This window comes from Rhizorhabdus histidinilytica, assembly GCF_900167915.1.
GTDB classification, from domain to species: Bacteria; Pseudomonadota; Alphaproteobacteria; order Sphingomonadales; family Sphingomonadaceae; genus Rhizorhabdus; species Rhizorhabdus histidinilytica.
On the sequence record NZ_FUYM01000001.1, the window covers coordinates 672,754 to 685,442 of the forward strand.

Sequence of the window (12,689 nt, forward strand, 5' to 3'; positions counted from 1 at the left end):
TCGATTGCCCGGAAGTGCCGCCGATGCCGCTTATCGACCGGGCGCGGGCGCCAGTTTGGCGAGCATCGTCGCCAGCTCGAACACCGTGGTCGACTGGTCGAGCGAGAGGTGGACCGCGCTCTCGCCGATCCGGCGGGCGTCCTCCCACAATGCGATCGCTTCGGCCAGCGCCGGTCCATGGCGGCGCCGCGCCTCGGCGGCGATGCGTGCGGGCACCCGTTCCAGATAGGCTTCGTAGCGCGCCTGCGCCGCCTTGGTGCCGAGCTGCTTCGACAGGATCGCCCGGATCGCGTTGGTGGGATCGCCCTGCTCCACCAGCCGGTCCATCGCCGCGTCGAGCGTCGCGATCTCGAGCCCGGCAAAGCCAAGCGCCCGGCCCGGCGAGCCATTGCCGACGCCGACCAGCGCATCGATCTCCTCCGCCGGCTCCTCGGGCAGCGCGCGACAGAGCGCCAGCCGCATGTCGGCATCGCCGAGCGGCGCGAAGCGGAGCTGGCGGCAGCGCGAGCGGATCGTCGGCAGCAGCCGGCCGGGCGCGTGGCTGATCAGGAAGAATGTTGTGCCGGCGGGCGGCTCCTCCAGATTCTTGAGCAGCGCGTTCGCGGCGGGGCGTTCGAGGTCGTCGATCGCGTCGATGATCACGACGCGGCGTGGCGACAGGCTGGGCGTGGTCGCGAACAGGCTCTGGAGCGAGCGGACCTGCTCGATGCTGATCGACCGTGCCAGGTCGTCCGACTTGTCCTTGGTCAGCCGCGCGAGGATGCGGATGTCGGGATGACTGCCGGCGCGGATATAATTGACGATCGGATGATCGTCGGGCGTCTCGATGCCGGGCAGGCCAACCCGCGGTCCCGCCGCGTCGGCCAGCAGCCGGGTCGCCGCCGCGAGCGCGAAGCTGGCCTTGCCGACGCCTTCGGGCCCGGTCAGCAGCCAGGCATGGTGGAGCCGCCCCGAATCCGCCGCCTCGCGAAACGCCGCCACCTGCTCGTCATGACCGACCAGGCTCATGGCAGCAGGTCCGCCAGCGCCTCGATCAGCCGCGCGGTCACTTCCTGTGGCGATCCTTGCGCGTTGATCGTGCGGATCCGTACCGGTTCCTGCGCGGCAATCCTGCGGAAGCTCTCCGCGACGCGATCGTGGAAGGCCTCGTCGCGCTTCTCGAACCGATCGCTGTTGGCGATTCCCGCTTCGGCCTGCCGGAACGCCGCGTCGAACACCGGCATGTCGAGCAGCAGGGTCCGATCGGGCAGGCAGCCGGCGCTACCGATCGCGTGCAGCGTGCGGATCGCCTCATCGCCAAGCCCGTCGGCACCGCCCTGATAGGCGATCGAGCTGTCAAGGAAACGGTCGCACACCACCCAGCGGCCGGCCTCGATCGCCGGCCGGATCGTCCGTGCGACATGGTCGGCGCGCGCGGCGGCGAACAGCAACGCCTCGGCGCGCGCGTTCCAGCGGTCGACAGCGCCTTCGAGCAGCAGGCGGCGGATCGCCTCGGCCCCGTCGCTGCCGCCGGGCTCGCGCGTTTCGACGACATCGAGCCCGCGCGCGCGCAATGCGGCGGCCAGCGCCTTCGCCTGGGTCGACTTGCCGACCCCCTCCCCGCCCTCGAGCGTAATGAACCTGCCCGGCTTCACGGCCTCAGGCGAGGCCGAACAGCCAGCGCAGGCCCGCCATCATGCGGTCGAAGAAGCCGGCGGTGCCGACGTCCTGGTCGGCGACGAGCGGCAGCTTCTGCGGCGCCATGTCGGGGCCGCTGACGACGAGATCGGCGATATGGTCGCCCTTCTTGAACGGCGCCTTGATCGGCCCCTGATAGACCACCTTGGTCTTCAGGTCCGAACCCAGTCCGGCGGGGACGGTCACGACCAGATCCTTCGGCGCGACCAGGCCGACCTCGCGCTCGTCGCCGAGCTGGACCTCGGCCACCTGCACCTTGCGGCCCTTCGGCACGACCGGCTTCGACTGCCAGGCGCGGAAGCCCCAGTTCATGAAGGAGACCGACTGGTCGATCCGCTGGTTGAACGAGGTCAGCCCCGACATGACCATGACGAGGCGACGGCCGTTCTGCTCGGCCGAGCCGGTGAAGCCGAAGCCGGCCTCCTCGGTATGGCCTGTCTTGAGACCGTCGGCGCCCGCGACGCGGCCGAGCAGCGGATCGCGGTTCGCCTGGGTGATCGCCTGGCCCGACCCCATCGTCTTGCCCCAGGTGAAGTTCGGACGGCTGTAGAAGGTCTTGTAGAGCTTGGGATGATCCTCGATGGTCCGTTCGGCCAGGGTCGCCAGGTCGCGCGCGGTGACGTAGGTGACGCCGCCGTCGGGCCAGCCGTTCGATGTGCCGAAATGGCTGTTGGTCAGCCCCATCTCCTTCGCACGCCGGTTCATCAGCGCGACGAAGGCCTGCTCGGTGCCCGAGATATGCTCGGCCAGCACGACGCAGGCGTCGTTGCCCGACAGGGTGACGATGCCGAACAGCAGGTTGGCGACGCTCACCTGTTCGCCGGGCGACAGGAACATGGTCGATCCGGCCGACGGGCCGTGCCACTGCTTCCACGTCTCGGGCCGGACGGTGGCCATCGCGTCGAGCTTGAGCTCGCCCTTCTTGATCAGGTCGAACGCGACATAGACGGTCATCATCTTCGCCATCGACGCCGGCGGCATGCGCAGATCGGGATTCTTGGCGTAGAGGATCGCGCCCGACGACAGGTCCTTCAGGAACGCGACCGGCGCGGGCGTGTCGAACGGCGGCGCGGCGGCCTCGGCCGGGATGGCCGCCATCAGGAAAACAGCCGAAAGCAGGGCGATCTTGCTGCGCGTCATTGCCTGGAAATTCCCTCCGAACCTTGCATGTCGACCGAACCGTTGCCACCGGCGATACGGACCAGCCGGGCATCCTGATAGCCGTAGGACCGGGCCTGCGCCAGCGCGGTCGTGGCCTCCTGCTCATTCTTGTACGGGCCCATCCGCACCCGCCAGAGATTGCCGACCGGCTCGACCCGGCCGGCGACGATCTCGGCGATCTCCTCGGCGCGGGCGCGGCTGCCGACCGCCGTCACCTGGATGAACCAGCCACCGACCGGCACTGCCTCGTCGGGCACCGCGGCGGCGACCCGCGCGGGCGCCCTGGGCTCGGCCGGACGCGTCGCGAAGCGGCGGTTGAGCGCGGCCAGTTCGGACGAGGAGGCATAGGCCCGATCGGACGCCGGCCGGCCCCAGCGCAGCGCGAGCCGGTCGGCATCGGACGGATAGACCCGGCGCACCCGGACCCGCGAGACCCCGGCCCGCTCTATGCCGAGCAGCTGGGCCGATCGGCGCGACAGGTCGATGATGCGGTTGGTGACGAACGGGCCGCGATCGTTGATGCGGACGACGATCGTCCGGCCGGTGTCGAGCGCGGTCACCTCGACATAGCTGGGCAGCGGCAGCGTCTTGTGCGCGGCGCCGACCCGATCCATGTCGAACTGCTCGCCATTGGCGGTCTGCCCGCCGTGGAACTGCGCGCCGTACCAGGAGGCGAGCCCGACCTCGTCATAGCTCCCATCGTCGGACGGGTAATACCAGACGCCCGCGACCTGATAGGGCTTGCCGACCTTGACCGGCGTGTCCGACGCCGGCCCCTGCGGCTTCGACGGCATCGGCCGGTGCGCAGGGCCCGGCCGGCCCGGACGCGGAACGCCGCAGCTCGCCAGCAGCAGGGCCAGGCCGAGGAGCGCGGCGCTGTTCGACGCGCGCATCATTCGACGATCGCGTCGCCGAGCAGGCCGACCGAGAGCGCGTAGAAATTGGAGCAGTTATAATCGAGGATCGAGCGGTAGTTGGTGGTCAGCAGATAGCCGGTATTGCCGTTGCCGTCGGGCTCGATCAGCGTCGCCAGCTCGTCCTCGGCGGGCACCCGGCCGCTCAGCATCATCAGTCCCTTGTCGCGCCATTCGGCGATGGTCAGCCAGCGGCTCTGCCGGGCGAACACGCGCGGGCAGCGCGGCGAGGACAGGGGCGAACGGATCGCCGCCCGGTCGATCCCCTCGGGAACACGCACCGCCACACCCCAGGGGACGCCCTTCTTCCAGCCCGCGTCGCGCAGATAATTGCCGATCGAGGCGAGCGCGTCGGGCTCGCTGCGCCAGATGTCGGCCTTGCCGTCATTGTCGCCGTCGATGGCGAGGCGGAGGTAGACGCTCGGCAGGAACTGCGGATAGCCGGTGGCGCCCGCCCAGCTTCCCTTGAGCTGGCTGCGGGGCACGCCCCGGTTCATTAGCAGCAGCGTCTTGAGGAACTCGTCGGCGAACAGCTCGCGCCGGCGGCCCTCATAGGTCAGCGTGCCGAGCGCGTTGAGCAGGTCGAAATTGCCGGTGAAGGTGCCGTAGCCGGTCTCGTGCCCGTAGATGGCGAGCATGATCTGCTCGGGAACCCCCGTCTCCTGCTCGATCCGCAGCAGCAGCGGGCGGAGCGAGCCGTAGCGCGAACGGCCCATGTTGATCCGGACCCGGTCGACATGGCTGGCGAGATAGGGCGCGAAGGGTGGTGGCGCGGCGGCGCTGCCGGGCGTCGCGCCGGGCTGACCGCGATCGAGCCGAACCACCCGCGCGTTGAAGCTGAGCGTCGGCAGGGTCGCGTCGAACAGGGTCGGCGAAATCCCCATCGCCAGCGCGCGCGGGCGCAGCGTGGCGATGAAGGCGCGCATCCGGCTGTCCTCGGTCGGAACCGCGGCGGCGGGGGCGTCGGTCAGCCGCGCCGCATCGTCGGGCGCCTGCCCCTCTTCCAGCACCGGCTGCGCGACCGCCGGCATCGCCCCGGCCACCGCCGCCATCAAAGCCAAGGCGGCAACCGCCCCACGCAACACCGAACTTCGCATTCCAACCCCTTTGTCCGCAGCCTGCTTGCCACAGCTTGGACCGGGGGTGAAATGCTTTGATCGCGCGACTTGCACGAAAGGCCGCAGCGGCGATAAGGGCGGACATCCCTCGGGCTGGCCCGACGGAGAGGTGGCCGAGTGGTTTAAGGCAGCGGTCTTGAAAACCCCTTGACGAGAACATGGGGTTCGCCGCGCCAACCTCGGAAATCAGCCGAAAGCCAGTGTTTACCGCGCTTCCACGATCACGCGATACGCGCGTTTCGGCTTTGTTCGCGCGGAACAGATTGGCGCAAAGGACGGCACAGTGAACAGCCACGAATTTTTGAATCGCCTGAAGAGCCTCTTCAATATTGACGGCTATCAGTTGCCAGAGTTGACCGACGAGCAGCAGCGCGATTTCGTCCGCGATCCGGTTCATTATCTCATGCGCTCCTCCGATGATCACGCCGACGCGATCTGGCGCGAAGTGGAGAAGCGGCAGGTGGCGGCATGACCGGGGCCGCACAACTCGCCGAGGGCAAGTTCAAGGGCCCCGTTCGCTTCTACGACGGGCGCGGCGGATGGGCTCGGCAGGATTTCGAGAGCATCGACAATCCTCGTTTCGGTTACGCGTGGCAGCGCGAGAACCGCAAGGACAAGGGCCGCCAGTGGTTCATGGTCGATGGTGCGGAGGTCAAGAACTTCGATGAGGCCGACCGGTTGCTGGCCCTACCGCCTGCCTCCGACAGCCCCACAGAGAAGATGCGCCGGGAACTCGACGAGTTTCGTGCGTCGCCGAAAATCGGCATGGCCACCCGCGCACTGAGTGAAGCGCAGTGCAACGCGGCTGTCGGCCCCTTCGCGAGCCAGAGAGCCACAATGCAACGCGCGGATCATGGCTGGCACGTTGGGATCAACAGCTACGCCGACAAGTTGCGCAAGGATGGCAAGCCGCATCCTGGTGGGCTCTACAATGCCAAGACTGCGGCGCATGAGGCGTATCGGTCGATGTATCTGTGGGCTGGCGACCGCGAGAAAGATACTGGCCTTCAATGCGCACTCGGCAAGAAGTGCCGTGCCTGCCCGATCCTTCAAGAGGTCGAAGCCGCCATCATCGCAAATAGGGATGCGGAGAAATTCGGCCGCCCCGAAATCGAGGTTGAGGACATCGACTTCGCTAAGACATGGACCTGCATCGGCCACATTCTACAAGAGCGCCCGAACGAGTTCTTCGACGGGCACTTCTTCACGACTGCCGAGGATCGGAAGCATCGATGGTAACCCCCTCCCCCACCCCTAGGAGACGAATGATGTCTGATCTGTTGGAGTTGGCGGAGCGGTGCGAGGACAAGGCCATCCGCGCCACTCGTTATGCAGTTAATCCGCCCGGTGGATACAGTGGCACTCATGAACGCGCCGAGGCAGCCCAATGGTTCGCAATTGCAGCCGCCCTCAGAGCCCGCGCCCAATCGGTCAAACCAAAATGAAGCCGTAAGGCTACCGTGGGGGCAGGGAATCGAACCCTGCGATGCTGGTAATGCAGCCCGGATCGTTCGCGACCTCCCCGGACCTTAACGCCAGCCAGCGAACCCGCGCTAACCCCGTCTCGGTAACTGTCGGCCGCCTACGGCCATACGGATTTGTGATGCAGGCCGGGCTTGATACCGGCTTATCTCCGCGTCAGGATTCGAACCTGAGTAACTGGTTATCCAGCTTCCAGTATGAGCCAGCTTCGCGCGGAGGAAGCGCCTGGAATAACGAGCGTGCGTGTCCATCCACGCCGCCGCATCACGTTTCCTACCTACCAAATTCCCTCGAATCCGGCAACTGGACAAGTAGGATTTCCGGCGCTCCACAATAAGCATGTCTGAAGCCAACGAACGCCTCATCGCCACATTCTTCCACGCCTCGCGCGCGGCATCCAAGCGCAAGGACAGCCCGGCCGTCGAGAAGATATTCGAGGCGTTGAAGGCTAGGGCGCAGCTTGTTAATGTCAGTGATGGCCTTTCACCAGAGCACTCCCCCTGCCGCGAAAAGTGAGATGTAGGATTCGGCCATGATAAGAAAAATGCGGCCAACGATCTTTTGGCGAATGGGGCATATTATGCGGAAGCTTATCCATCGCCTGGTGCAATTGGTGCAATGCCCGTTTGGCAGGCATCACCGATCAAAATCGGCCGCCTATACGGACGGGTCGCAGTTGCGCAGTAAATGTCGCGGCTGCGGAAGGCCGATGCATAAGGGGCGCGATGGATGGGTGATCACGAAATGACCTTTGATCACCAGCGCTGAAGCATATTCTCGAACAGGGGCTCCAGTCGCCGGGCGCCTGTGAGCGTCAGATGATCACCATCAAAATAGAGCAGCGCTCCATCCGGATTGACGACGCTGCATTTCCCCCTCTCGCAGAATGCCGGAGTTGGATCGACAACATTGCGGAGATGGGCCTTCACCAAGCCGATTGCCGAACTGCCGTCCTCTCGCACCAGGCTTTCCCGACTACCGTGCCGCATCCTATAGATCGTTGCGGGAACGTGCTTTGTATATTCCGGCGCTGGCAGGATGAACACATATTTTGAGCCCTTGAGAGCCTCTTCGGCTGCCGTCACCAGCTCGGCGTCTATGTCCCTGATAGCGTAGTGGAGAATTGCCCCTTGCACCTCCGGTCGCGAGATTTCCCGTTTGAGCCACTTTGCCCCGAAACGCGGGTCCATCAAGGCCGCTTTGGTGACTGCGAAGCGCACGCCATAGCCATGTCTGGCGGCAACGGTGACAAGGGTGCTCTTGATCGCGTCGGCGTGGCTATCCCCCACCAGGAAGATTTGCCCTTTCGGCCCGGAGGACAGGTCGCAGGTCGTTGAGGTCGGCGACAGGATACGCGCCATCTTCCCGCACCGATAGGTGGCCCGGTCGGCCCACGCCGCGAAGATCAGCCGGTCAGCCCTGCTGAAACGCATGTCCTGAACCAAGGGCATGGCGAGGGCCACGCCGATCAGCAGGGCGGATGCCAAGGCGCAGTTCTTCCAGTTGACGAAGCGTGGCCCGTTACGCTCGACCCAGCGATAGAGCGCGATCGACGCAACCATGAATATGGCTGTAGCGGCCAGAGGTAGAACGACCGTGCCATTACCGAGCCGCGTACCGCTAAAGGGCTGGTAGCTTAGCAGGACGATGACCGGGAAATGTGCCAGATATAAGGAATAGCTTATATCTCCAATCCGCTCTCCTGCACGTCCGATCGCACTCTTGATCAACTGAACGGGGAGTCCAAGCCACAGGATCGCGGCTGTCAGAAATGTCGCGCCGATCGCGCCCAACCCCGGATGGCCGTTGATGACGCTGAGCGCGGTGCCGTCGATGGGCAGGAACGCAAGCACCAATATGCTCGCGAGCGCGCATAGCCCGATCCACCCACCGCGCGGGTCGGTCGGGGCGTAACGGGCCACCAACATGCCTGCCGCGAATTGCCATAGCCGCAACGGCATCATGAAGAACGATGTTTTCGGGCTGATCGTTACCACGAACAGACAGGCGATCATGGACAGGATCAAGATCAATGGGATGGCAATCTTGTACCGGCGCCCCAACAGCCATAGCATCGGGAAGATCAGGTAGAATTGCAACTCGACGCCCAGCGACCAGAGGTGCAGCATCGGGTTGAATTCAGCCTTGTTGAAGTAGGAGCTTTGCGACCAGAAGCCGATATTGGACGAGAACAGCGACGCGTATACCGCTTGCGTCACAACCTGGCCGAAATCAGTTGGAAGCGTGATGAAGAACGCCCCAACAAGAGTGGCGAGAATCGCTGTATAATAGGCTGGGAGGAGGCGTTTCGCTCGTCGGATATAGAACCCTGACGGGCCGTCCTCCGCCTTGTAGAGCTTCTGCATCAGGAAGCCCGATATGACGAAGAACACATCGACGCCGATAAAGCCTGCGTGGACCGGAGCGCCGAGATGGTAGAGTATGACGAGCGTGACGGCTACGGCCCGCATGAACTGGATATCAGCGCGATACTGCATGCTAATCCCCTGCCTGTCGGCGAGGAATAAGCCTGCTTCAAATCAACATCAATCGGTCAAACCAAAATGGAGCCGAAAGGCTACGACTTCGGCTTGCGCTTCTTCAAGAGGCCGTCCACGGCATCCACGGCCTCCGCCACCTCGATCGCGGCGGCCACCGGGGGTACGGCTTTGGGGGCGATGAGGGCGACCAAAGGCGAGATGCCTTTGAGTTTGCCAAGCAATTTTCCGATCTTGATCTTCATTGCTTTTCCTCCTGATTGGCCCGAACCACATCAAGCATCTTTTCCATGCGGCTGCCATTGTCGGCGGAGCCCTTGGAGGAGCCCAGCCAGAACCCCACGGCCAACATGACGATGTTCTTGAGCGTCTCTTCCAGCCCCTCGCTGTAATGGTTGAGAAGCGCCCATCCGAAATAGGCGACGATCACCGCAGACAGGGCTATGCGGGGGGCATCCTTGGCGGTCACCGCTCATTCCTCGAAATGATACCCGGCGCCATGATCGGCAGCGGGATATGCGCCTGCGGTACGCCTGACGGCCATCGCCAGTCGGTGATGCGATCGAACGGGAAGTCAGAGATGTTCACCTGATTGCGCTGGTTGCCGCCGAGCCCCTTTATGGCTCCCGCTGCGGTCCTCCCTGCGGCAAAGGTGACGTGGCCGCCTCCCTCCCGCTCCATGACGCATACGGCGCCTACCTGAGGCTCGCATTCGACGCCCCATGTCGCCCAATCGAGAGCACGCGGCGCGGTCTTTGGGATGGCGATCCCGGCATCCTTGAAACACGCGCCGATGAACGCGCCGCACCATGCCACCTCATCCGTCTTATAGATGGCATAGCCGACGCGCGCGAAAAGGTTGACGATCACGTTGTTGTGCTGTGGGCCTGGAATCTCTGTCGTGCCGATCAGCTTGCGCGCTACGACCATCCATGCGGGATCGACGGAAGGAAGTTCCCAAGCCTTGGCGAGGGCGGCATTGATGTCGTCCACCTGCGCCTGTTTCAGGGGGCCCCAGCGTCGGCGCAGCTCGCCATAGAAAGCGGTATGATCGAACGCCGTCATCGCCCCCTCCCATGCTCGCGGAGCCATTCGCCCCAGACAATCTCCATGCGGTCCTCCAAGCGCTGGAGCCGCTTGTCCGTGTCCCCCTGAAAGGTCGAGTAGGCAGCGAAAGCCGTCATAGCGAGGCTGATCAATGTCAGCACCACCGAAGGCGTCAGCTGCCAATCATTCCTGGGGTTCCTCGGACTGTTCACGGTTCCATGCCCGCCATGCCATGCGGGACAGGATGGTGAGGCCGACCGAAAAGCCGACGAATGCCAGCGCGAAGCCCACCTCCGATCCCCCATGTCGCGACGAGAAGGATCTGCACCCAAGCCAGTCGCGTCAGCCAGAGCCAGTAGGGATAGATGCCGTCCGGGTTGTTCGTCACGGCGAAGCAGAAGTGCATGACGATCTGCGCGATATAGACCCATCCGATCGCCGACTGCCATTTGCCCGCCGGGTTCCGCAGGATCACCAGCGCCGTCACGAAATCGACGCAGGCGAACCATGCCCAAGGTGCGAAATTGCCGGTCGATGCGACGAACAGGCTGTTGACCGCCCAATTGCCGAGCATGGCAAGCGAGACGCGCATCATCTGCCTGCTACGGCAGAGCGCCGAAAGCCCCAGCAGCACGACATAGGCGATGAGGAATTCGTACAACATCACGAATTCTTCGGCGGCTTGGGCGGGGGCGGCGTTCCTCCGCTTTTGGGCTCCGGCCGGATCGGCTTGGGCCTCTTCGCCATTCTCAATTCCCCTTCCTGCGGCTCATGGAGTTCTGGTTGGCCGGTGCCATGCGGTTGCGCCGCATCGTCGGCCGCTTGACGATGGGCTTGGCGGCGATCGGGTCCTGATCGTCGGCACCGGGATAAAGGGCCTCTTCCACCTGCTGCCGAAGCTTTCGGTCCCGCGCCTTTTCGGCCGCATATCGAGCGGTCCCCTTGACGCCGGGGATTTGCCCGAGAATGGACTTTTCAAGCTTCTGTAGGGCATCGACGACAACCCCGGCGGTGTTGGAGTAATTGATGGTGCCGGGTGGCGCCGTATAGGCAGCCTGCACCGTCGCATTAAGATCGCGGATTTCCTGCGCGCCCTTCTTACCGAAGATGTAATCAAGCTTTCCGGAGCTATCCAGATCGCGAACGATCGCATTGAACTTCGCGGGCGATGGGAAGGGGTTCCCCGCTGGATCGGTCGCGGGGCTCTTTGTCACCTGATCGCGGATATACTGGATGGTCTGGCCCTGAAGCTCCTTCCATGCCTGCTGGCCCGGCTCGCCGGTCTTTTTGAGGAGGCGCCCGACATTCATGGTATCGTCGAGCGACCCATCAAGGATGACGTGATCGAATACGTCCTCCAGCGCTACCGACCGATCCTTGGTGCCCGGCTTGCGACGCAGAAGCTTTTCCACGGCCCCCGCGTTCTCGAATTCCTTGGCGTATTGGATGCGGCGGGATCGAGCCTCACGGTAGAGCTGGCCAGTAGCGCCCTCCGTCGTGCTGTCGATGAGCTTCTTCAGTTCCGGCGCGAAGGCTGCGTTCGGGGTGCCAGGCTGCGTCGTCTTGTTGATGAGCTGCCGGATATCCTCCATTGCATTGATGGATATGGAACCCGTGTTTTCCGGGTCGTTCTTGCCGATCTGCTCGGCGACGGCCTGAATGATCGGGGCGAGCTTTTCGCGGGTTGTCGGCGTCTGTTCGTTGACGAAATCGATCAGCGGCTTGTAGCTGACCGGCTCCTCCATCTCGCCAGCCTCGCGCGCCTTCGCATAGGCGTCGCTGACTTCCTTCTTCCGGGCCTTGGCCGCATCGACCAGCGCCTTGTCAACAACAAGACCTACCGGTCGGAGCTGCCCTTCTCCCGCTCTTTCGGCGCCCGTTGCAGAGAGATAGGCATCGAAATTAGCAAGGATATCCTCATTCTGTTCAATCTGACGCTGCACCAATGGCTGACCAACGGTATCGGCATTGGACTTGCGCGTCTCGTTTTCAAAGCGAAGCTGCGCAGGATCGCGCGTGATCTGCCCCTTTGTCAACTGGACAGGACGGCGAAGCCCCTGCGCCGTGGTCTGGCGAAGCATCGAGGCGCTGGCATCCATGGCGCCGCCGCCTTTAAGCGCAGGGGCGCCCTCGCGGGGCCTCATGGCGTTGCGGGCGACTTCGGCGGCGCGGCCGGTCTGCGCGGCGATGCTGTTGGCGATCGGGGCAGCCCCCCTCATGGCGCCACGGCCTGCCGCGCCAGCGATTTCAGGAGCGGCAAAGGACAGAGTGCCAAGATAGCTGACGATATCCTGCTCGGGCACGCCCGTCTTGTCGGAGAGCCACTTTGCGCCCTTGCCGATATTCTTGCCGATGAATTCGGAGAAGCGGCGGATATTCTCGCCCTTATATTCCGGGGTGTCGGTCACGCCGAAAATGCGCCCAACGGGGTTTTCCAGCGGAGCGGCGTCACGGGCGGCAGCGGCGCTTGCGGCCTTCGGATCGGCTCCCATGGCGCGACGTTCGGCGTAGGATAGCCAATTGACGGCGCCGGGCAGGATTGAGCCTACAGTGGAATCGAGGAAGGAAGCGGTGTTGCGTCCGAAGCCTTTCAGGCTCACGCCATCCTGCTTAGGCTGTGCCTTCGCAGGAGCTTCAATGCCGAACCGCTGACGGATAGCCGCCTGCGTCGCCGGGTTGGCATCGGCATAGTTCGGGTCCTGCGGCGCCCATTTGTCGAAGATCGCCTTTTTCGTCGCGGCATTGGCGTTGACGAAGTTGGGATCATCCCGGATCGTGGCGAGATCGGGCAT

At 64.1% G+C, this 12,689-nt stretch carries 14 protein-coding genes; 3 read left to right on the forward strand and 11 right to left on the reverse strand.

The annotated features are described in order from the left end of the window. Window positions 1-30: 30 nt before the first annotated feature. From B5X82_RS03200 to B5X82_RS03220, 5 genes are read right to left on the reverse strand one after another with little or no spacing between them, the layout of a single operon-like run. Complete coding sequence (locus B5X82_RS03200) at window positions 31-1,008, reverse strand: AAA family ATPase (RefSeq protein WP_079646568.1); 978 nt, start codon at window positions 1,006-1,008, stop codon at window positions 31-33. Next, the gene (tmk, locus tag B5X82_RS03205; RefSeq protein WP_079646569.1) at window positions 1,005-1,634 is read right to left on the reverse strand and encodes a dTMP kinase; all 630 of its coding nucleotides are present in this window, start codon (window positions 1,632-1,634) and stop codon (window positions 1,005-1,007) included. Before tmk ends, B5X82_RS03200 begins: the two co-directional genes overlap by 4 nt. Before the next feature lie 4 nt (window positions 1,635-1,638). Further along, on the reverse strand, window positions 1,639-2,817 hold the full coding sequence (locus B5X82_RS03210) for a D-alanyl-D-alanine carboxypeptidase family protein (protein ID WP_079646570.1): 1,179 nt from the start codon (window positions 2,815-2,817) through the stop codon (window positions 1,639-1,641). After that, window positions 2,814-3,734, reverse strand: a complete 921-nt coding sequence (locus tag B5X82_RS03215; RefSeq protein ID WP_079646571.1) for a septal ring lytic transglycosylase RlpA family protein — start codon at window positions 3,732-3,734, stop codon at window positions 2,814-2,816. The genes B5X82_RS03210 and B5X82_RS03215 overlap by 4 nt, the downstream gene beginning before the upstream one ends. Further along, entirely contained in the window at window positions 3,731-4,849 is a 1,119-nt protein-coding gene (locus B5X82_RS03220; protein ID WP_079646572.1) for a lytic murein transglycosylase, read from the reverse strand. The genes B5X82_RS03215 and B5X82_RS03220 overlap by 4 nt, the downstream gene beginning before the upstream one ends. A 304-nt stretch (window positions 4,850-5,153) precedes the next feature. Here B5X82_RS03220 and B5X82_RS26175 point away from each other — a divergent pair, with 304 nt between their 5' ends. From B5X82_RS26175 to B5X82_RS26650, 3 genes are all read left to right on the forward strand, one after another. Further along, window positions 5,154-5,342 (forward strand): hypothetical protein, encoded by a 189-nt coding sequence (locus B5X82_RS26175; RefSeq protein WP_139385012.1) that lies wholly within the window; start codon window positions 5,154-5,156, stop codon window positions 5,340-5,342. Beyond that, window positions 5,339-6,109, forward strand: coding sequence for a hypothetical protein (locus B5X82_RS03225; protein ID WP_079646573.1), 771 nt, complete (start codon window positions 5,339-5,341; stop codon window positions 6,107-6,109). The genes B5X82_RS26175 and B5X82_RS03225 overlap by 4 nt, the downstream gene beginning before the upstream one ends. Window positions 6,110-6,691: 582 nt before the next feature. After that, complete coding sequence (locus B5X82_RS26650) at window positions 6,692-6,868, forward strand: hypothetical protein (protein WP_176152447.1); 177 nt, start codon at window positions 6,692-6,694, stop codon at window positions 6,866-6,868. A gap of 239 nt (window positions 6,869-7,107) precedes the next feature. On the opposite strand, the gene B5X82_RS03230 is transcribed toward B5X82_RS26650, so the two are convergent. From B5X82_RS03230 to B5X82_RS03250, 6 genes are all read right to left on the reverse strand, one after another. Next, window positions 7,108-8,850: an acyltransferase family protein gene (locus tag B5X82_RS03230; protein ID WP_079646574.1), complete on the reverse strand. Its 1,743-nt coding sequence runs from the start codon at window positions 8,848-8,850 to the stop codon at window positions 7,108-7,110. Between the two features lie 80 nt (window positions 8,851-8,930). Beyond that, entirely contained in the window at window positions 8,931-9,095 is a 165-nt protein-coding gene (locus B5X82_RS26655) for a hypothetical protein (RefSeq protein WP_176152448.1), read from the reverse strand. Continuing rightward, window positions 9,092-9,319: a hypothetical protein gene (locus tag B5X82_RS03235; RefSeq protein WP_079646575.1), complete on the reverse strand. Its 228-nt coding sequence runs from the start codon at window positions 9,317-9,319 to the stop codon at window positions 9,092-9,094. The genes B5X82_RS26655 and B5X82_RS03235 overlap by 4 nt, the downstream gene beginning before the upstream one ends. Beyond that, window positions 9,316-9,915, reverse strand: coding sequence for a TIGR02594 family protein (locus B5X82_RS03240; RefSeq protein WP_176152449.1), 600 nt, complete (start codon window positions 9,913-9,915; stop codon window positions 9,316-9,318). Before B5X82_RS03240 ends, B5X82_RS03235 begins: the two co-directional genes overlap by 4 nt. A 190-nt stretch (window positions 9,916-10,105) precedes the next feature. After that, window positions 10,106-10,561 carry a hypothetical protein gene (locus B5X82_RS03245; protein ID WP_079646577.1) on the reverse strand — a complete coding sequence of 152 codons (456 nt, stop codon included), beginning with the start codon at window positions 10,559-10,561 and terminating at the stop codon, window positions 10,106-10,108. 85 nt (window positions 10,562-10,646) lie between these two features. Beyond that, on the reverse strand, window positions 10,647-12,689 hold the full coding sequence (locus B5X82_RS03250; RefSeq protein ID WP_079646578.1) for a hypothetical protein: 2,043 nt from the start codon (window positions 12,687-12,689) through the stop codon (window positions 10,647-10,649).

What these genes read in the sequence shown, in the direction of transcription:
- B5X82_RS03200 (WP_079646568.1), bottom strand. Translation starts at nt 1,008, where the DNA reads ATGAGCCTGGTCGGTCATGACGAGCAGGTGGCGGCGTTTCGCGAGGCG.
- B5X82_RS03210 (WP_079646570.1), bottom strand. Translation starts at nt 2,817, where the DNA reads ATGACGCGCAGCAAGATCGCCCTGCTTTCGGCTGTTTTCCTGATGGCG.
- B5X82_RS03215 (WP_079646571.1), bottom strand. Translation starts at nt 3,734, where the DNA reads ATGATGCGCGCGTCGAACAGCGCCGCGCTCCTCGGCCTGGCCCTGCTG.
- B5X82_RS03220 (WP_079646572.1), bottom strand. Translation starts at nt 4,849, where the DNA reads ATGCGAAGTTCGGTGTTGCGTGGGGCGGTTGCCGCCTTGGCTTTGATG.
- B5X82_RS03225 (WP_079646573.1), top strand. Translation starts at nt 5,339, where the DNA reads ATGACCGGGGCCGCACAACTCGCCGAGGGCAAGTTCAAGGGCCCCGTT.
- B5X82_RS26650 (WP_176152447.1), top strand. Translation starts at nt 6,692, where the DNA reads ATGTCTGAAGCCAACGAACGCCTCATCGCCACATTCTTCCACGCCTCG.
- B5X82_RS03230 (WP_079646574.1), bottom strand. Translation starts at nt 8,850, where the DNA reads ATGCAGTATCGCGCTGATATCCAGTTCATGCGGGCCGTAGCCGTCACG.
- B5X82_RS26655 (WP_176152448.1), bottom strand. Translation starts at nt 9,095, where the DNA reads ATGAAGATCAAGATCGGAAAATTGCTTGGCAAACTCAAAGGCATCTCG.
- B5X82_RS03240 (WP_176152449.1), bottom strand. Translation starts at nt 9,915, where the DNA reads ATGACGGCGTTCGATCATACCGCTTTCTATGGCGAGCTGCGCCGACGC.
- B5X82_RS03245 (WP_079646577.1), bottom strand. Translation starts at nt 10,561, where the DNA reads ATGTTGTACGAATTCCTCATCGCCTATGTCGTGCTGCTGGGGCTTTCG.
- B5X82_RS03250 (WP_079646578.1), bottom strand. Translation starts at nt 12,689, where the DNA reads ATGCCCGATCTCGCCACGATCCGGGATGATCCCAACTTCGTCAACGCC.